General features: G+C 67.4%; 16 protein-coding genes. 1 reads left to right on the forward strand and 15 read right to left on the reverse strand.

Going from position 1 to position 19,378, the window contains the following annotated elements; translation table 11 throughout:
• Positions 1 to 8: 8 nt before the first annotated feature.
• The 15 genes from GBZ48_RS20045 to GBZ48_RS20115 form a co-directional block, all read right to left on the reverse strand.
• On the reverse strand, positions 9 to 1,325 hold the full coding sequence (locus GBZ48_RS20045) for a nicotinate phosphoribosyltransferase (protein WP_174472613.1): 1,317 nt from the start codon (positions 1,323 to 1,325) through the stop codon (positions 9 to 11).
• 30 nt (positions 1,326 to 1,355) lie between these two features.
• The gene (locus GBZ48_RS20050) at positions 1,356 to 3,080 is read right to left on the reverse strand and encodes an NAD+ synthase (RefSeq protein ID WP_174472614.1); all 1,725 of its coding nucleotides are present in this window, start codon (positions 3,078 to 3,080) and stop codon (positions 1,356 to 1,358) included.
• A 97-nt stretch (positions 3,081 to 3,177) separates the two neighbouring features.
• On the reverse strand, positions 3,178 to 4,335 hold the full coding sequence (locus tag GBZ48_RS20055) for a bifunctional nicotinamide-nucleotide adenylyltransferase/Nudix hydroxylase (protein ID WP_174472615.1): 1,158 nt from the start codon (positions 4,333 to 4,335) through the stop codon (positions 3,178 to 3,180).
• Between the two features lie 142 nt (positions 4,336 to 4,477).
• The gene (locus GBZ48_RS20060) at positions 4,478 to 4,819 is read right to left on the reverse strand and encodes a hypothetical protein (protein ID WP_174472616.1); all 342 of its coding nucleotides are present in this window, start codon (positions 4,817 to 4,819) and stop codon (positions 4,478 to 4,480) included.
• A 66-nt stretch (positions 4,820 to 4,885) separates the two neighbouring features.
• Positions 4,886 to 5,437: an Lrp/AsnC family transcriptional regulator gene (locus GBZ48_RS20065; RefSeq protein ID WP_174472617.1), complete on the reverse strand. Its 552-nt coding sequence runs from the start codon at positions 5,435 to 5,437 to the stop codon at positions 4,886 to 4,888.
• Positions 5,438 to 5,468: 31 nt separating this feature from the next.
• Positions 5,469 to 6,782 (reverse strand): NAD(P)/FAD-dependent oxidoreductase, encoded by a 1,314-nt coding sequence (locus GBZ48_RS20070; protein ID WP_174472618.1) that lies wholly within the window; start codon positions 6,780 to 6,782, stop codon positions 5,469 to 5,471.
• 114 nt (positions 6,783 to 6,896) lie between these two features.
• Positions 6,897 to 7,736 carry a transporter substrate-binding domain-containing protein gene (locus GBZ48_RS20075; RefSeq protein ID WP_174472619.1) on the reverse strand — a complete coding sequence of 280 codons (840 nt, stop codon included), beginning with the start codon at positions 7,734 to 7,736 and terminating at the stop codon, positions 6,897 to 6,899.
• Between the two features lie 74 nt (positions 7,737 to 7,810).
• Entirely contained in the window at positions 7,811 to 8,782 is a 972-nt protein-coding gene (locus GBZ48_RS20080) for an amino acid ABC transporter permease (protein WP_174472620.1), read from the reverse strand.
• A 236-nt stretch (positions 8,783 to 9,018) separates the two neighbouring features.
• Positions 9,019 to 10,194, reverse strand: a complete 1,176-nt coding sequence (locus tag GBZ48_RS20085) for an alpha-hydroxy acid oxidase (protein ID WP_174472621.1) — start codon at positions 10,192 to 10,194, stop codon at positions 9,019 to 9,021.
• A 30-nt stretch (positions 10,195 to 10,224) separates the two neighbouring features.
• Entirely contained in the window at positions 10,225 to 11,124 is a 900-nt protein-coding gene (locus GBZ48_RS20090; RefSeq protein WP_174472622.1) for an IclR family transcriptional regulator, read from the reverse strand.
• A gap of 131 nt (positions 11,125 to 11,255) precedes the next feature.
• Positions 11,256 to 12,188 carry a dihydrodipicolinate synthase family protein gene (locus tag GBZ48_RS20095; RefSeq protein WP_174472623.1) on the reverse strand — a complete coding sequence of 311 codons (933 nt, stop codon included), beginning with the start codon at positions 12,186 to 12,188 and terminating at the stop codon, positions 11,256 to 11,258.
• A gap of 49 nt (positions 12,189 to 12,237) precedes the next feature.
• Positions 12,238 to 14,025: an ABC transporter permease subunit gene (locus GBZ48_RS20100; protein ID WP_209798494.1), complete on the reverse strand. Its 1,788-nt coding sequence runs from the start codon at positions 14,023 to 14,025 to the stop codon at positions 12,238 to 12,240.
• Between the two features lies 1 nt (position 14,026).
• Positions 14,027 to 15,142, reverse strand: a complete 1,116-nt coding sequence (locus GBZ48_RS20105; RefSeq protein ID WP_174472624.1) for an ABC transporter ATP-binding protein — start codon at positions 15,140 to 15,142, stop codon at positions 14,027 to 14,029.
• A 94-nt stretch (positions 15,143 to 15,236) separates the two neighbouring features.
• On the reverse strand, positions 15,237 to 16,319 hold the full coding sequence (locus tag GBZ48_RS20110) for an ABC transporter substrate-binding protein (RefSeq protein ID WP_174472625.1): 1,083 nt from the start codon (positions 16,317 to 16,319) through the stop codon (positions 15,237 to 15,239).
• Positions 16,320 to 16,383: 64 nt separating this feature from the next.
• Positions 16,384 to 17,805, reverse strand: a complete 1,422-nt coding sequence (locus GBZ48_RS20115) for an FAD-linked oxidase C-terminal domain-containing protein (protein ID WP_174472626.1) — start codon at positions 17,803 to 17,805, stop codon at positions 16,384 to 16,386.
• Between the two features lie 289 nt (positions 17,806 to 18,094).
• Here GBZ48_RS20115 and GBZ48_RS20120 point away from each other — a divergent pair, with 289 nt between their 5' ends.
• Positions 18,095 to 19,033 carry an exonuclease domain-containing protein gene (locus GBZ48_RS20120; protein ID WP_174472627.1) on the forward strand — a complete coding sequence of 313 codons (939 nt, stop codon included), beginning with the start codon at positions 18,095 to 18,097 and terminating at the stop codon, positions 19,031 to 19,033.
• Positions 19,034 to 19,378 lie beyond the last annotated feature (345 nt).

The following is a 19,378-nucleotide window of genomic DNA, read 5'->3' on the forward strand; positions in this document are numbered from 1 at the left end:
CCCCTGTGTCAGACCAGCACCGGGACGTTGGCGACGCCCTCGGTGCCGAAGATGGCACGATAGCGGGCGACTTCGGAGGCCGGCCCGGTGGCCTTCTCGTAATTGTCGCTGAGCTTGACCGCTCCCTTCCAGGCGCCGTCCACCTCGACCGCCGTCACCTTGCAGACGAGGCTCAGCGGATCGAGCCCCTGGCCGTTGCGCGGGTGACAGTTCCGGAAGTCCGAGGTCAGCAGCGTGCCCCAGCCATAGCCGTCGCGGATGCGGCCGCCGAAGGTTTGGTGAAGCGTCACGATGTCCTCGACATCCAACCCGTCGCTGAACAGGACGCGCTTCTCGCGGGGATCGCGGCCATGGCGCTCAAGCCACGCGATGTATTCCTCGCCGGCCGCCACCGGCTCCTTGCTGTCCACCCGCATGCCGGTCCAGTCCGCCACCCAGTCCGGCGCATCCTTCAGGAACTGGGTCGACCCGAAGGTGTCGGGCAGGAACACCAGCATCGCGCCGCCATAGGTCTCCTGCCACAGCCGCAGCACATCGTACTGCGCCACCCGCAGCTCGCCGTCGGTCCGCGCCAGCGCCGCGACCGTCGTCGGCAGCTCGTGCGCGTTGGTGCCGATGGCCTCCAGATCGTGCTTCATGGCGAGGTGGGTGTTGGAGGTGCCGATGAAGCGCGGGCCGAGTTCCGCCGCCATCGTCTCCACCACATATTCCTGCCAGAGGAAGCTGTGCCGCCGCCGCGTGCCGAAATCCGACAGGCTGAGATCCTCCAGCGGGCGCAACCGCTCGATCTTGTCCCACAGACGGACCTTGGCGCGGGCGTAGAGGATGTCGAGCTCGGTCTCGGTCATGCTGGCGAGCGCGGCGCGTGTCTTCAGCTCGTTGATGACGCTGAGGGCGTAGATCTCCCACATCGTCGTCATCGCCCACGACCCTTCGAAATCCAGGCGCCACTGGCCGTCCTCCTCCGACAGCCGGTAGTCGGGCAGGGCGAAGTCGTCGGCGAGCCAGGCGACGAACTCGGGCCGGAAGATCCCGCGCTGCCCATAGAAGGTGTTGCCCTGGAGCCAGACCGCCTCGGACCGCTTCAGACGCAGCGAGCGCACATTGTCCAGCTGGCGGCGCAGTTCCGCCTCGTCGATGATCCGGGCCAGCTTCACCGAGCGGGTGCGGTTGATCAGGCTGAAGCGGACCTTCACGTCGCGGAAATGCCGCCAGATGAATTGCAGCATCGCCAGCTTGTACCAGTCGGTGTCGAGCAGCGACCGGACGATGAAGTCGGTGGCGAAATTGTGATTGTGGGCGCGGCTGCTGAAATTGACGAGCATGGCTGAAACCTCCTGTTCTCGCTGACCGGGTCACAGCCCGTAATGGTTGGTGACCGGCAGACGCCAGCCCGGCCCGTAGGTCCGTTCGGTGACGACGACGCCCGGAGGGCTCTGGTCGCGCTTGTATTGCGCCCGCGCCGTCATGCGGGCAATGCGCTCGGCATAGGCGGTGGAGATCGGCTGGCCGACGGCGGCGCCCGCCAGTTCGGCGGCACGGTCCGCTCCGTTCAGCCCCTCGACCATGGTGGCAAGCACCGCGTCCAGATGCTCGTAGGCGCCAAGCGCCTGCTCGTCCGTCTGCCCCTCGCGCAGTTCGGCGCTCGGCGGCTTGGCGATGATACGGTCCGGCATCACCGCCCCCTGCGGGCCGAGCAGCCCTTCGGCCCTGTGCGTGTTGCGCCAGCGTGCCAGCCGGAAGACCACCGTCTTGTAGACGTCCTTCAGCACCGAATAGCCGCCGCACATGTCGCCGTAGAGGGTCGCATAGCCCACGCTCATCTCGCTCTTGTTGCCGGTGCTCAGCACCATCAGCCCAAGCCGGTTCGACAGGGCCATCAGCGTCATGCCGCGCGCCCGTGCCTGCACATTCTCGAAGGTGGTGTCGGTCGAAGGCACCGGCAGGCCGTCGAAGACCGGGGCGAGCATACTGTCGAAGGCGTCCATCGCGGGTGCAATCGGCACCGTCAGCAGACGGGTTCCGAGCAAGGTCGCGGCCCGTTCGGCATCCTCCATGCTCTCCGCCGAGGTGTAGGGCGACGGCATGCGCACCGGCAGCACGCGCCCGGCCCCCAGCGCGTCCACCGCGACGGCGGCCGACAGGGCGCTGTCGATGCCGCCCGACATGCCGAGCACCACGCCGGGAAAGCCGTTCTTGTCCACATAGTCTCGCAGGCCCAGCACCAGCGCCTGATACATCGCCTCGGTCTCGTCGGGGTAGCCGTTCGGCAGCATGCCGAGCACGTCGCCGCGCCGCAGATTGACCCCGCCGTCCTCGCCGCGCTCCAGCGTGATGTCGAATTCGCACTCCCGGAATCCGGCCTGGGCGATCACCAGCCCGGCCCGGTCCATCACATAGCTTCCGCCGTCGAACACCAGACTGTCCTGTCCGCCGACCTGATTGACGTAGAGGACCGGCAGGCCGGTGGCCTTGACCGTGCGCCGTCCGATGGCGAGCCGGACCGCCTGCTTCCCGGTCCTGAAATGCGAGCCGTTCGGCACGATCAGAACCTCGGCTCCTTCGGCTGCCAGTGCCTGGGCGACCTTGCCGTGCCAGAAATCCTCGCAGATGGCGATGCCCAGGCGGAAGCCGCGGAAATCGACGGGCGAGGGCAGCGGCCCGGGGGCGAAGACCCGCTTCTCGTCATAGACCTCGTCGTTCGGCAGCGTGTGCTTGAGAACGATCTTCATCGACCCGTCGGTCTCGATGAGAAAGGCAGCGTTGTAGGGCAGGGCGGCGCCGTCGAGCGGACCGCCGACCAGCACCGCCGGCCCGCCGTCGCCCCGCATCTCCCCGGCCAGCGCGTCGAGCGCCGCGCGGAAATCGCGCCGGAAGCCGGGACGCAGCACCAGATCCTGAAGCGGATAGCCGCTGCCGAAGCACTCGCTGAACACCAGCAGGTCGGCCTTGCCGCGATACTGCGCGCGATGGCGGCGGACGATGTCGAAATTGCCCTGAAGCGCGCCGACCGTGGGGTTGGCCTGGACGCAGACGATGCGCAGGATGGAAGAGGTGTTGGTGGAAGAGGTGTTGGACATGGCAAAGCTCCTTTGCCGAATGCCGCCGGTCTGTCCGGCGGACTTGATCGTCATGGAGTGATGCGACCCTGACCATCTGAGCGGAAACCGGCCGCATTCAGCTGTTGGACAGGGCGATCAGGGTCTGGATGATGTGGTAGTGATCCTCGAACATCCGTTCGGGATCGATTTCCGCAATCGGCATCCAGCGGGCCGATCTGGCGTCGTCGCCGCCGCGCACCTTGGGAAAGCCTTCGTCGGTGGGCTTGAGCTGGATGAGGAAGGCCTGCGTCACAGTGCGCCCGCGCGTCGAGCGGTAGGGGTGATCGAAGATCTGGCTGGCGCGGATGCCGCCCTCCAGAAAGCCCGCCGGAATCTTGAGCTTCGTCTCCTCCCGCAACTCCCGGATCATGGCGTCCCTGATCCGCTCATGCTGGCCGACGAAGCCGCCGGGCAGCGCCAGCAGGCCGCGCCCCGGCAGGCCGCGGCGTTCGACCAGCAGGACATGGCCGGACAGCACCACCACCGCATCGGCGGTCAGGAATGTGGGAGGATACGGTGCGTTGGCCCAGCCCGCCCTATATTTGGCGATGTAGGCGCTTTCCTCGGCCAGCCGCTTGTACTCGTCTGTGCGCGCGAACTCCGCCAGGAAGGCGGCGACAGTGGCGGGCAATGCCTCTTTCCAGTCCACCAGCGCCGCCTCGGCATCGGCGAAATAGGCATCGCGGATCGGCGTCGCCGAAATCCCCTGGAAATTCGGGCACTCCACGGCGTTCCATTGCGGGAACATGCGCAGATAATAGCTGCTGTGGTCCTTCGAATGACCGATCAGCCCGACCCGGGGGAGCGAGCCGTCGGCAGGCCGGTGGTGCTGCACGACGACGCCATGCACCGCGGACTGCACGTCGCGGATCCATTCCAGGTCGTTGTAGCGGTCGATGAGGGGAAGCACCGTGATGCGTCCGCACTCTTCCGGTGTGAAGGCGCCCTCGATGCAGGCGCGCACCTCTTCGAAGCGGAAGGGATTGCGGTGGCTGCGCGCCTGACGCGACGATCCGACCAGCACGATCAGATGCCGGCCCAGCGACAGGGCTCGCCTCATGACGGTGAGATGGCCGAGATGGAAGGGGCGGAAGCGGCCGACGAAGACCAGGAAATCGAAACTCGAAGCGCTTTGCGCGCTTGGGCTTGTGGCGCTCTGCGCGCCGGGTGCCGCGGTCTTCTGCGGCAACGACAGGGTGCCGGACTCGCGTCCGGTCAGGGAACCGATGGTCATGCTCAGCAAGCTCCTTGCTGAAAGAGCGCCGCAGTCTATCTGCGGCACACAAACGATACGGGCTCGACCGGCATTTCTCAAGCTCCCCGGATATGCTCTTTGGGAGCAATACGGTTGGCTGGGCCGCATGGCTGCCCACAATCTATCGCTCGCCGGTGCCTTCCACCTCGCGGAACCAGTCGGCATAGGGCGTCGTCCGGACCATGTGCCGGTTCAGGTCCGGCGCACCGTCGGACCACCAGACGGGTCCCCGTTCGCCGAGCGCCCGCTTGGCCTGATCGACGGCGGCATGCGCCGCCGCTTCCGCGCCGGTGTCGCCGGCCCGCCTTGCGGTCGCCACGGCGCGGCGGGCTCGCATCAGATCGGCGACCAGGCCGGCGCGGGCCTCGTCGGTCAAGGCCGGGTTTGCGGTGCGCCACAGACGTCCGCGCATGACGATGTAGCGGCCGTCGGGGGTGGTGAGCGGGCTGGGTCTGGCGGACAAGAGAACCTCCGACGCGTCTGCTGCGTGAACAGCGAGAACGTCGAAACGGCGCGTCAATCCGCGGCCTCAATCCGCGGCCTGGACGCCCTCCTGCCCCGCGTCCGGCAAATCGCCGGCATTCTCAAGCAGATTGGCCCCCATCCTGCCCATGAACGCGAGCCGGCGGTCGAATTTCGTCTCCATGACGATGCAGGAGGTGGTGCGGACGACGCCCTTGATCATGTTGATCCGCGTCAGTTCGGTGTTCAGCTTCTCCAGCGTTTCCGTCGCGACATGGATGACGAAATCCCAGTCGCCGGAAATGGCATACACCGCCTGCACCGCTTCCATCGTCCGCATCTGGGCGATGACGTCGGAATAGGTCTTGTTGTTGCACACCGCCATGGTGAAGCAGTTCACCGTGTAGATCAGCTTGCTGTGGTTGATGCGGACCGAATAGCCCTCGATCACGCCCGCACTCTCCAGCCGCTGTATGCGCTCCTGCAAGGCCGTCCGCGACACGCCGATCTTGCGGGCCAGCGAGGAGGTCGGCTCCCGCGCATTCTTCTGCAACAGGGCGAGGAGTTGCTTGTCCTTGTCCGTCAGGCGGAACCCCTGCTCGTTGCCCGGCCCAGACATTCCCTCATCCCCTCGCATCGATGATTTTCCCTTAAGCGCCCTGACGCCGGGATCGCGATTCCTGCCAGAAATCCATCAGGCGCAGTCCCGTATAGACCAGTTCCGCCGCAGGGGGGCCGAAGATACCGCCATTCCAGGTCAAACCGTAAGGGGCGAAAAACCGGATCCGGTCGCTTTCGCCGGTGATCGCCTCGGCAATGACGCGCCCGCCGATGGGGGCCGTGTTCATGCCATGTCCGCCGAAGGACGAACAACTCCACAAGCCGTCCTCGACCTTGGCGATGTGCGGCATCTTGTGGCGCGCGTACCCCATCAGCCCCGACCACGCTTTCTCGATCCGCACATCGGCAAGGCCGGGGAAGACCCCGCCGATGTCCTGCCGCAACATGGCGGCAAGACGCTGTTCGTCCTGTTCGTAGCGGGTGGTGATGCGTCCGCCCCACAGCAGCCGGTCGCCGTCGACGATGCGGTAATAGTCGGAAGACCGGCGGTCGTCGCCAACCGCATCGGTGGTGGCGACGAAGTCCGCCATCCGCTCGCCCAGCCGCTCGGTCAGCACGACATAGGTGGCGATCGGCAGGAAGGCCCGGTGCAGGCGGCCGAACTCCGGTCCGCCGTACCCGCCTCCGCACATCACCACATCGTGGCACAGGACCGAACCGTCCACCGTATCCACCCGCCAGCGGCCATTGGGGCCGGACGTGTCGGTGCGGCTCATGCCGATCATGGCGGTGCCTTCGAACAGGCGCCCGCCGGCATCGGCGATCAGGTCGGCAAGACCGAGGCAATAGTTCAGCGGGTGGAAATGGAAGCCGACCGGGTCGCGCAGGGCCTGGAAATAGAGGTCGCTCTTCAGCAGACCGCGCAACGTCGGGCGGTCGATGTAGGTGAAGTCGTAGCCGTAGGTCCGCGCCATGTGGTCGCGATGCCGCTGCAACTGGTCGGCCGCCTCGTAACGTGTGACGCTGAGCTTCCCCGTCGTCGGGTCGCAGCCGGGCAGCGAATGGCCGGCGATGGTGTCGCGGACGATCTCCACCCCTTCCACCGAAAGGCCGAACAGCGCGCGGGCATGGTCCCGGCCACAGCGCGCCTCGATGTTGCGCAACCCCTCCGACCAGCCTTGCAGGACGAAGCCGCCGTTGCGGCCGGATGCCCCCCAACCGATCCGCTGCGCCTCGAGCAGCGCGACCGAACGGCCGCGCCGGATCAGTTCCCAGGCGGTGGACAGGCCGGCCAGTCCGCCACCGATCACGCAGACATCGACCGCCACCGTACCGCGCAGGGGGGCGTGGTCGTTCGCCGGGCGGCGGGTGGCGCTGTAATAGGTGTTCGGATAGTCGAGCATGCCGGTTGGGTTCCGTTTGCCGGATTGATGCCGGGTTGTTCTGTAGGGCTTGTCGGAGGCTGGCCGCCGCGCAAGGAGGTGGCCAGCCTCCGGCCTGAATACTTGGCGCCCAGTTTATTTGGCGACGGTGTAGTCCATGCCGTACCACTTCTCCGACAGCGACTTCAGCGTGCCGTCCGCCTTCAGGGCGGCGACGATTTCCGTCAGCTTGGCGTTCAGCTCGGCATCGCCCTTGTCGATGGCGATGGCCAGCGGCTCGTGATAGGCCGGCTTGTCGTTGATGGCGCGGATCGGATAGCCGCGCTTCACCGCCGCCTCGACGGTCGGCAGGGCGGACACGATGGCATCCACCCGCACGCCGTCGCCCAGCCGCAGATCGTCCAGCGGGCCGACGCTGTCGCCATAGGTCTTGACGGTGCCCGGCTTCACATCTGCCGTGAACTCGGGAACGCCGACGGCGTCGATCTTCAGCTTGCCGTTGATGTAATCCTCGGAGGTCGTGCCGCCTTCGACCCCGATGGTCTTGCCGGTCAGCGCTGCCCGGCTGTCCAGCTTCGATGTCTTGTGAACGGCGAAGACATAGGGCGTGTAGTAATAGATCGCCGGGAAGTCGAGGACGCGGGTCCGTCCGGTGGTCGGCGTCATCGAACCGACCGAGATGTCCCAGCGGCCGTTCCAGTTGCCGGCGGTGATGATGCCCCATTCCGGCGTGATGAAGCGGGCGGTGGCGCCCAGCCGCTTGGCGATCTCCTTGGCCACCTCGACATCGAAGCCGTCCAGCTGGTTGTCCTTGTTCATGAAGGACTGCGGCGGCCAGTTGGCGGCGGTCGCCACCACCATTTCCTTCTTCTGCGTGATGCGGTCCAGCGTGGCGCCGGCATCGGCGGCACCGTTGGACAGCGCGAGCGCGCCAAGGGCGACGGCGCCGAGGCACAGGGATTTGAGCAGGGTCATGGACGGTCTCCTGACGTGAGGGGAAGCCTTGGCGTTCGGACGATGTGAATTCTTGGGAGGTGACCCGCGCCGGCTCAGTGGCGGTGGCCGCGCGCCAGACGGCTCTCCAGCCGGGCCTGCACCTGCTCCAGGACGATGGAGATCAGCCAGTAGAGTCCGGCGGCGGTGATCAGCATTTCCAGGTGGCGGAACTCGTCGCGACCCTGGGTGCGGGCGAGGAACATCAGTTCCCACACGCCGATCACCGAGACGAGCGAGCTGTCCTTCAGCATGGCGATGAACTGGTTGCCGGTCGGCGGGATGATCAGGCGCAGCGACTGCGGCAGGATGATCAGCACCAGCGTGTGCATCGGCCCGAAGCCGAGAGCGCGCGCGGCCTCCCACTGGCCCTTGGGGATGCTCATGATGCCGGCGCGGAAGATCTCCGTCATGTAGGCGCCGTAGCACAGCGACAGCGCCGCCACGCCGGCCGGGATCGCCCCGATGACGTAACCGAGCTGCGGGATGCCGAGATAGATCAGGTAGATCTGGATCAGCAGCGGCACGCCGCGGAAGAAGGAGGTGTAGAAGGATGAGATGGCGATGGCGAAGCCGTTGTTCGACAGCCTCGCGATGGCGCCGACCATCGCCAGCACGAAGGCGATGGCGATGGAGATCGCCGAGATGTACAGCGTCGTGGCGACGCCCTGGGTGATCAGGAAAGACAGCTTGCCCAGGATGAAGCTGTAGGACAGGTCGAAACTGTAGAAGAAGACCAGGAACAGGCTGAACACCTCCAGCCAGACGGCGGCGACCTGCAACCGCAGGCCGAGCCGGCCGATAAGATGGATGTTCAGCGTGAAGGCCAGCGCAAGGCCGATGGCGGCCCAGACGGTCGCCAGGGAGTCGCCGCCCGGCAGGACCGCGACGACCGGTGCGAAGGCGGCGCCAAGGCCGCTGTGCCCGATGCCGCCGACGATGCCGGCCACCGTGACCGCGAGCGCCAGCACGCCCAGGAACCACGCCTTGTTCGTCAATCTGTCCCGGCGCACATGGTCATGGTACATGCCTGCGTTTTTCCCTTCCGTGCGTTTCACCCACAGTCCGTTCCTCAGCCTGTACCGGCTGTGCGACGGGCGGTATCCGGCAATCCGCCGGTTCGCGAAGGAAAATTTGGAAAATCGCCGGGTCCGACCCGACGGTACGCCGGCCGGCCCCGCCAAATTGAGTGGGTGCAGGGCCTTTTTAAAGGTCGCCGGACCTCCGGCCTCTGGCCGGAGGTGACCTCATTCGGCGACCGCGATCACGCCGGTTCGGCAACCCGGCCGGCAGGCAGGCTTCGCAGTGGGGTGAGATCGGCCACGGTCCGGCAGCCGAGCAGGGCCATGGTCCGGTCGAGTTCATCCCGCAGGATCGCCAGCGCGTGTTCGGCCCCCGCCTGTCCGCCGGCCGCAAGACCGAACAGCGGCGCCCGGCCGAGCAGAACCGCGGCGGCCCCGGCGGCCAGCAGCTTCGCGGCATCGCTGCCGCGCCGCACGCCGCTGTCGGCCAGTACCGTCAGACGGTCGCCGACCGCGTCCATGACCCGCGGCAGAACGGTGAGCGGCGACGGCGCGCAATCGAGATTGCGCCCGCCATGGTTGGACACCACGATGGCCTCGACCCCGGCCGCCGCCGCACGCAGCGCATCTTCCGGCGCCAGCAAGCCCTTGAGGATGATGCGCCCCTGCCAGCGGCGGCGCAGCTCCGTCACATCGTCCCAGTTGACCCGGTCGCACAGACGGATCGGGTCGTGCGCCGCGGCGTCGGTGATGCGGGTGCGGTACTGCTCGGGATAATGGGCGTATCCGGGCCAGCCGCCGTTGGCCAGCAGGCGGAGCAGTACCCCGCCCGCCCAAGCCGGGTGGCGCGCCACGTCCAGGGCGCCACGCAGGGACGGCTCGACCGGAACACTGAATCCGTTGTGTCGGTTATACTCGCGCTTGGGCGAAACCGCGGTGTCCACCGTCAGGATCAGCGTATCCACCCCACAGGCGGCGACGCGGTCGAGCAGGCCATGGGTCAGGCTGCGGTCGCGCCAGACATAGAGCTGGAACCACAGTTCGGCTCCGGACTCCGCGATGGCTTCGATGCTGGTGATCGACTGGGTCGAAACGGAGAAGGGGATGCCGGCGGCGCGGGCGGCGCGGGCCAGCAGCACCTCGCCGTCATAGCGGACCAGACCGGCGGCGGCGGTCGGCGCGACGACGAAGGGCATCGGGCGGTCGCGGCCGAACAGCGTCACGCCGGTGTGGCGTCCACTGCAATCGACCAGCACCCGCGGAGTCAGTTCGGCCTGCGCGAAGCTGTCGCGCAGCCGGCGCAGGGAGGTCTCGTCCTCGGTGCCGCGGTCGATATATTCGAACAGGCCGCGCGGCAGGAAACGGCGGGCGCGCAGCCGCAACTCGTCGATGTTCAGGCATGCCTGATGGGCCGCCATGGGATCACCGCCTCCCGCGGGATGGGGCGGCTATCGGGAATAGCTGCCGAATTTGTGGACGGAAATGGAGGCCGCCGCCACCTGGACATGGCGGGCAAGCTCCTGCTCGACCTGCTCCGGAGTCCAGCGCGTGGCCGGAACCGAGATGCTGAGGCCGGCCACGGCGCGGCCGTGCTCGTCGGTGATGGCGGCGCCGACCGAGATGTCGCCCATCACCGTCTCGTTGATCAGCAGGGCATAGCCCTTCTCCCCCGCTTCGCGCACGCGGGCGCGCAGCCGGTCGGGATCGCAGACGGTGTAGGGGGTCAGCGGGCGCAGGTCGGTGCGGGCGAGGATATCCTCCCGCTCCTCTTCGGATAGACGCGACAGGATGGCGGTGCCGGACGCCGTGTAATAGGCGGGCAGGCGGCTGCCGACCATAAATTCGATGTTGACCAGATGCTTGCCGGGGAAACGGGCGACGAAGACGATCTCGGCGCCGTCCAGCTCCTGCAGGTTGGTGGTTTCGCCGACGCTGCGGCTGATGTCGAGAAGGTAGGGGAAGGCCTTTTCGATCAGCTCGTTGGCGCGCAGGTAGTTGTAGGAGAATTGCAGCAGCTTCGGCGTCAGCGCATAGTTGCGCGTACCGTGGACGCGGCGCAGATATCCCAGAACCTCCAGCGTATAGACCAGCCGCTGAGCGGCGCTGCGGTCCAGGTTGGCCGCCCTGGCGATCTCCGACAGCGGCATTTGCCGGTGCGGCCCGTCGAAGGCGTGGAGGATCTGGAAGGTCTTCTCGGTCGAGCCGACGAACAGCGAGGAGTCGCGCGGATCGGGCTTCCTGGCCTCCGGCTCCGCGGTCACTCCAGCCACAGTCACTCCAGCCGCAGTGCCGCCCGGCTCCGTCACGGCCTCTTCCGCCTTCGGCTTCCGTCCTGCTGTCCGCGTCATCGGCAATTCCCCAAGGCAGTCTCCATCCCGCCGGACCCTGGTCCTGTGCTTTTGCGCCAGGGTCCGCCATCTCCACGCTAACGCATAGCATCCGGCGAACCGAATGCCACGCGCTGCGCGGTTGCTACCCGTCATACCGGCTGGGCGGCCGGCATTCCCTCGTAAGTGACCAGCAGGCGGGACAGCTCGCGCCGCAGCGACTGCTTCAGCGGCTCGCCCGGCTCGCGCAGCGGCGCCAGCATCGCCGGGGCATGCACGCCGATCAGATCCATCACCGCCTTCATCGGGCCGGGGTTGGTCTCGGCGAAGGCGAGGTTCATCATCGGGATCAGCGTACGGTGGATTTCCAGCGCCTTGTCCAGCTTGCCGGTGGAGGCGAGGTCGTGGATCAGACGCCACGCCCGCGGCAGCAGGTTGGCCGTCACCACGATGCCGCCCCGGGCGCCCGACGCCACATGCAGCGGGAACAGCGTGTCCTCGCCGCTCAGCACCGCGAAGGAGGAGTCCACCCCCGCCACCGTGCGCAGGAAATGATACATGTCGGTGTTGCAGGCCTTCATGCCGACGATCCGCTCGTGCCGCGACAGCTCGTGCAGGATCTCCGGATCGATGGCGATGCGGGTGCGGTAGGGGATCTCGTAGATCAGGATCGGCACCGGCGATTCGTCGGCGTAGCGCAGGAAATAGTCGCGGATGCCGGCCTGTGTCGGGTTGGTGTAGTAGGGGGTCAGCACCAGCAGCCCGTCCACACCGGCGGAGGCGAAATCGCGGCCCGCCGACAGCGCGTCGTAATAGCCGGTGTCGAGCACGCCGGCGATCACCGGCCCGCGCTTCTCGCCCGCGCCCGCCATCGCCTCGACCGACAGCTCGGCGAAGCGGATGCGCTGGTCCTTCGCCAGGGCGCCATACTCGCCGGTGCCGCCGAGCGGGACCAGCCCGTCGATCCCCTGGCGGAACAGCCAGGAGAACAGCGCTCTAGAGGCCGCGACGTCGATGGTGCCGTCGGCTGTCACCGGCGTCGGAGTGGCGGGCAGGATGCCGCGAAGCTTCGTGGCGTTGAGCATGTCTTGTCCTTGGAAGAAGCTGGTGGTGAAGGCGGTCGGGAAGCCGGTTTCAGCCGGCGAGGCTGCGGCGGCGCAGACGGTCGGCGACATAGATCAGGGTGGCGACGAACAGCAGCAGCCCGGTCGACACCGCCGCGATGACGGGGGAGACCTGCAGCGTCACCTCGTCCCAGAACTGCTTGGGCAGCGTGGCGCTCAGCCCGCCCGAGGAGAACAGGGAGATGGTCAGCTCGTCGAAGGAGGTGGCGAAGGCGAACAGGAAGGACGACAGCATGCCGGCCCCCAGGATCGGGAAGGTGACATGCCGCAGCGCCGCCACCGGCCGGGCGCCCAGGCTCTGCGCCGCGAGGTCGAGCCGGGTGTCGTAGTTGCGCAGCACCGCCATCATGGTCATGACCACATAGGGCACGGCGACGACGGTATGGCCGATGACCAGACCCAGGATGGTGCCGACCAAGCCCATCTGGGCGAAGACATAGAACATGCCGACGGCGATGATCATGCGCGGCACGACGATGGGCGACAGGATGAAGGCCAGCATGGCGCCCTTGCCCCGCATCTGGCTGCGCACCATCAGGAAGGCGGCGGGAACGCCGATCGCCATCGACAGGAGGCCGGTGCCGAACGCCACCACGATGGAGCGCCACAGCGCCTGCATCCAGATCGGCGAGTCCAGCAGCTGCTGGTACCATTGCAGCGTGAAGCCCGACGGCGGCCAGGCGAGCCCGCCCTTGCCGAAGGACAGCGGGATCATCAGGAAGGCGGGCAGGCTGATCAGCACCAGCAGCAGCCAGACGAAGGCGGTCAGCGCCACCGGACGCTCGGACCGGCCGCGCAGCGGATGGCGGCGCGGCACCAGCCCGATCAGCGCATCGCTGACGGAGCCAAGCGCGGCCAGCACGCGCCCGCCCAGCCGGCGCATGGCGGTGTCGCGGTTGCGCACCACGGCGCTCTCGCCGGTCAGCGACGCGAAGCCGAAGACGCGGTCGTACAGCAGGAACACCACCAGCACGACCGTCAGCAGCAGCACCGAGATGGCGCCGGCCAGACCCCAGTTCAGCGTCTGCTGCACCTGATCGATGATCAGCTGGGTGATCATCGTCTCCTTCCGGCCGCCCAGCAGGGCGGGCACGATGAAGAAGCCGATGGCCGACACGAACACCATGATCGCGGATGCTGCGACGCCGGGAAGCGACAGCGGGAAATAGACGGTCCAGAAGGCGGTGCCGGGCCGGGCGCCCAGCGTGCCGGCGGCGCGCGGCAGGGTGCGGTCGATGTTCTCCATCACCGCAAGCATGGTCATCACCGCCAGCGGCAGCATGGCATGCACCATGCCGACCAGCACGGCGCCGAAGCCGTAGAGCAGGTCGGCCGGGGTGTCGATGATGCCGAGCGACATCAGCGTGCTGTTGACGACGCCGTTGCGGCCGAGGATGACGACCCAGGCGAAGGCGCGCACCAGGAAGCTGGTCCAGAAGGACAGCAGGACCCAGAAGATCAGCCGGCTTTTCGCCGGGCCCTTGGCGATGGAGATCAGGTAGGCGACCGGATAGGCCGCGACCACCGCGACCACCGTCGTCGCCAGCGAGATCTTCAGCGTGATCCACAGGACGGTGATGTAGAGGCTGGAGGCGAACAGCTGGGCGTAGGGCGCCAGCGTGAAGCCCTGGCCGTTGTAGACGCTGAGCGCCAGCAGCTGCCCGACAGGGAAGACCAAAAAGGCGACGAGCAGCAGGACGAGCGGGGCGCCCATCAGCACCGGCTTGCGCCAGGCGGGCGGGGGCGAGTGGCGTTTGGCGCCTTGGGCGTGGGTCATGGTCATGGACTGTCCGCTCATCTCACGCCGTCCCGGCCGCACGGGCGCTGTCGGCGATCACCACGGCGTCCCGGCCGCTCCAGGACAGTGTCAGCACGTCGTCGATGCGGACCGCGTCGTCGTCGTTGCGGGTGGGGAAGGCGGCGACCAGCGGCGGCAGCTTGCCGTCCAGCGGCTCCATATAGACCTTGGTCAGGCTGCCGGTGACCATCACCTCCGACACGCGGCCCTGAAGCCCGTCGGGAGTGCTTCCGCCCTTGCGGGCGACCGTCAGGTTCTGCGGCCGCACCATCACGCGCACCTCGGTGCCGGGCGGAAGGTCGTTGCCGTTGGCGAGCGCCCGGCCGGATACGCCCTGCGTGCCGAGCCCGATCTCCACCTCGTCGCCGCTGCGGCTGCCCAGGGCAGCGGGCAGGATGTTGGATTCGCCCAGGAAATCGGCGACGAACAGCGAGCGCGGGCGGAAATACAGGTCGGCCGGCGTGCCCAGCTGCTCGATCCGCCCGGCATTCATCAGGCAGATGCGGTCGGACATCGTCATCGCCTCTTCCTGATCGTGGGTGACGTAGACGACCGTCGTTCCCAGCTCGCGGTGCAGGCGCTTGATCTCCAGCTGCATGTGCTCGCGCAGCTTCTTGTCGAGTGCGCCCAGCGGCTCGTCCATCAGGATGATCGAGGGCTTGTAGACCATGCAGCGGGCCAGCGCGACGCGCTGCTGCTGGCCGCCCGACAGCTCGCGCGGGTAGCGGCCGGCGATGTGCGGCAGATGCACCATCTCCAGCGCCTCGAGCGCGCGCCGCTTGGCCTCCGCCGCCCCGACCTTCCGCATCTTCAGCGGAAAGGCGATGTTCTCCTCGATGGTCATGTGCGGGAACAGGGCGTAGTTCTGGAACACCACGCCGATGTCGCGCTCATAGGGCGGGGCGTAGGTGACGTCCTGCGAGCCGATGCGCACGCTTCCCTCGTCGGGCGGCACCAGCCCGGCCAGCAGGCTGAGCAGCGTCGTCTTGCCGGAGCCCGACGGACCGAGCAGCGTCAGGAATTCGCCGTCGGCGACGACGAGATCCGTGGGAGCCAGCGCCACGAAGTCGCCGTAGCGCTTGGCAAGACCCTGGACGGAAAGGCTGGAAGAAGACATGCGCGCCTCCTCGCGAAGGGGTGGGGCCGAAGGGGAATGGGGGCGGGAAGGGCGGGGAGGGGACACCGCACCGGCATCCCCCACCCGCGTTTCCTCAGCTCAGCAGCCAGGCGTTGTAGCGCTCAAGACCCTTCTGCTGGTTCTTCAGCCAGTAGTCGGCGTTGATCTGCACGCCGCGTTCGATGTTGGCCGGGAAGGTCGGGCAGTCGGGGGCGATCTTGGCGTCGATGTGCTTGAAGGCCTCCGGCTGGGTGACGCCGGCCGGGAAATACTTCACCAGTTCGGCCTGACGCTTGGCGTCGGAGGCGAACTTGATGAACTGGCGGCAGGCGTCGGCGTTCGGGGTGCCGGCCAGGATCGCCCAGCTGTCGAGGCCCCAGATGTTCTGGTCCCAGACGATGCCGACCGGCGCACCGGCTGCAATGGCCGCCTGCGGACGCGACACCCAGGTCGGCACCATGTCCACCTCGCCCGACAGCAGCATCTGCTCGACCTGCGCGCCGCTGGTCCAGAACACCGAGATGTCCTTCTTGATGCGGTCCAGCGCCTTGAAGGCGCGGTCGAGGTCGCAGGGATAGACCTCGGCGTTCGGCACGCCGTCGGCCATCAGCGCCTGTTCGATGGTGTCGAACGGGTGCTTGCGCAGGGCGCGGCGGCCGGGGAAGTTGGCGACGTCGTAGAAGTCCTTCCAGGAGGCCGGCGCCTTGCGGCCCTTGAAGGCTTCGGTGCGGTAGGCCAGCACCGTGGTGTAGACGTTGGTGCCGACGCCATATTCCGACATGTACTGCTTGGGGATCGAGGCGACGGCCGGATCGGCCTCCAGCCCGTGCTTCTCCAGCAGCGGCTTGTCGCCGCCGGTCAGCATCAGGATGGCGGGCTGGCTGATCTTGGCCATGTCCCAGGTGTAGGACTTGGCTTCCACCATCGAGCGGATCTGCGCGGTCGGTTCGGCATTGGCCTGGACGCCGACCACTTCGATGCCGGTCGCGGCGGTGAAGGGTTTATAGAAGATCTCGCCATAGGCCTTGGTGTAGATGCCGCCGTCATCGCGCACGACGATCCGCTTGTTCTGCGCGCGGGCCGGGCTCCAGATCGCCGGCATGGCAAGCGCGGCCGTGCCGGCGGCGCCGGCTTTCAGCAGGGTGCGGCGGGACCAGCCGGATTGGCGGATGCTCATGTCGGAACTCCTCTTGGTGGGCCTGAACGGCGAAGGAACGGCGGAAGAAGGAACGGAATGGGTCTCAGCCCGGCGGCAGCAGGCGGCCGGGATTGAACAGATTCTGCGGATCCAGCGCCTGCTTCACCGCGCGCATCAGCGCCAGTTCGGCGGCAGGCTTGTAGCGCGCCATCTCGCCCAGCTGGACGCGGCCAACGCCGTGCTCGGCGCTGAAGGTGCCCCTTAGCCGGGCGGCCTCGTCGTTCACCGCATGACGGATGGCGGCGGCGAGCGCCTCGCGGTCGGCAACCGCGTTCCAGGCGTCGAAGGTGAAGAAGGGGATGAAGTGGACGTTGCCGTCGCCGAGATGGGCGACGACGATCGACGGCAGGTCCGGCACCAGCGCCCGCACCGCGGCGTTGGCGGCGTCGATGAAGGCGGGCACCGCCGACAGCGGCACCGCACAGTCGGTGGTCAGGCCGACGCCGGCCTTCTTGTTGGCCTCCGACACGCTGTGGCGCACTTCCCACATGGCGTGGCGCTGGGCGTCGCTGGCGGCCAGCGCCGCGTCGGTCAGCAGCCCGTCGCCGAAGGCGTCCTCCAGGATCAGCTGAAGCTCCATGTCCAGCGCGTCGCCGTCGCTGTTGTCCGACAGCTCGATCAGCACATGCCAGTCGGCCGAAGTCTCGAGCGGGCTGCGTCGGCCCGGAACCTGCTCCACCACCAGATCGAGCTGGAGGCGGTTGATCATCTCGAAGGCCGACAGCCGGGCGCCGCAGCGTTGCTGCACACGGGTCAGCAGAGTCAGCGCGTCGGCGGGATCGGCCATGCCGACCCAGGCGACGGCGTGGCGCGTCGGCAGCGGATGCAGCTTCAGCGTCGCCGCCGTGACGATGCCCAGCGTGCCTTCCGACCCGATGAACAGATGCTTCAGGTCGTAGCCGGTGTTGTTCTTGCGCAGGCCGTAGAGGCCCGACCAGATCGTGCCGTCGGCCAGCACCACCTCCAGCCCCAGCACATTGTCGCGCGTGTTGCCGTAGCGCAGGACCGAGGTGCCGCCGGCGTTGGTCGCGATGGTCCCGCCGATCTGGCAGGAACCCTCGGCGCCCAGGCTGACCGGATAGAGCCGCCCCGCCGCCGCCGCTGCTTCCTGCACGGTGGCGAGCACGCAGCCGGCCTCGACCTCCATGGTGCTGTTGACCGGGTCGATGCTGCGCACCGCGCGCATCCGCGCCAGATTGAGGATGACCGGGGCGGGGCCGCTTTCCCATGGGGTGGCGCCGCCGCACAGGCTGGTGTTGCCGCCCTGCGGCAGGAGCGGAATCCCGTGCCGGGCGCAGCAGCGCACCACCGCCGCGACCTGTTCGGCATTCGCCGGCCGGACGAGGCAGAGGGCCGGCCCGCGGTAGCGCCCGCGCCAGTCTTCCGTCGCCGCGTCCAGGTCGGATTTGGATGTCAGAACGGCGTCGGCGCCGATCAGGCCCGACAGCTCAGCGATCACGTCCACACGCGATCTCCTTGATCTGCATAGTGTTTGTTTGTAATCGCTATTCGATTACAGCAACTGGAATATGATAGCGCGTGATTGGTGAGCCAACAATGCACTTTTTGCATAGAGACCGAATTTTTGGATAGACGGCGAAATTTCCGGGATGGAAGCGAATGCCGGTCGGCCCTTGCATCACCGGGACGCCGCTCATGCGGCGGCGCGCACACTCGACCTGCGGTGGCGACCCTGCCATTATCCTGTGCTTGCGTGGTGCAACGGGGCGGTCCAGCCCCCAGGGCGAGAGTTGATGAGCCTTTCGAGCGATACAGTGCCTACCGATCCATCGGCAGGGGCGAAGCCCAGGCAGAGCCGGCCGCCCTCCCGCCGGTTCGTCGTCATCGACTGCGAGACCACCGGGCTGTCGACGGCCGGCGGCGACCGCATGGTCAGCTTCGCGGCCATCGAGCTGGCGGATGCGGTCCCGACCGGCCGCAGTCTCAGCCTCATCTTCAATCCGGGGCGCAAGTCGAACCCGCATGCGCTGAGGGTGCATGGGCTGCCGGACCATCTGCTTCGCCACCAGGATCCCTTCCACAGCGTCGCCCAGGACATCCTCGGCTTCCTGCAAGGCGCGGTGCTGGTCGGCCACAATGTCGGCTTCGACATCGAGTTCCTGCGGCATGAGTTCGAACTCTGCGGGATTCGCTGGATGGCGGGCCAATCGGTCTGCACCATGCAGCATGCCAGGGCGCAGGTGGCCGGGCGTGCATCGCTCGATGCGGTGGCGTCGCTGTTCGGCATCGATGTCGGGATCCGGGCGCGCTTCCACGGCGCCTTCGTCGATGCCGAGATCACCAGCCGTCTGTTCCAGAAGATGATCCTTGGCAGCACCGAGATGCTGGCGGTTCCCCATCTGGCGCCGACGAACCAGATCGACCCGCCGCCGCTGGTCCTGCAACCGGCCGCTCCCATCACGCACGGCATCGATGGCTATGCCTTCGCCGTCACTGGCGAGCTGACCGGCCTGTCACGCGAGGCGGTGATGGCCCGCATCCAGACTCTGGGTGGACACTGGCATCACAGCGTCCGCAAGGACACCGACTATCTCGTCGTCGGCCATGCCCCCGGCGCCACCAAGCTGGACACCGCCGCCGCCCGGCGCGCCAAGTACGGCAAGCCCGACACCATCGACGAGGCGCAGTTCTTCGCCATGGTCGCGGCGTCCGGCGCAGCCAAGCGGGCCTGACGCCCGCCCGGCGTTTTTTCATCCCACGCTTAGCGCCGGCCGGCGAAGGTGATAGGACTGGGGGACCCCAGTGTTTCATCCACCGGAGGAACGGCATGGCGCGGTGGCGGCGGTCCACCCGACTCGATTCCGAAACAATTGAGCACAGGCGCCGCTCATCACGCCAAAACCTGCCCCCTTGCGGTCGCAGGGGCGGCGGATGGAACAGTGGAACAGGGTGGAGTGCCCCCTGAAACTGAGACAGTGTTAAAGTGTTCCGGTTCTCTGATGGAGAGGACCGATGGGAGAGAAGCGAAGTTTGGAGTTCAAGGTTTCGCTGGTTCGACGGCTTGAAGCTGGCGAGCG

Origin of the sequence: Azospirillum melinis, from assembly GCF_013340935.1 — a bacterium.
Taxonomy (GTDB): domain Bacteria; phylum Pseudomonadota; class Alphaproteobacteria; order Azospirillales; family Azospirillaceae; genus Azospirillum; species Azospirillum melinis.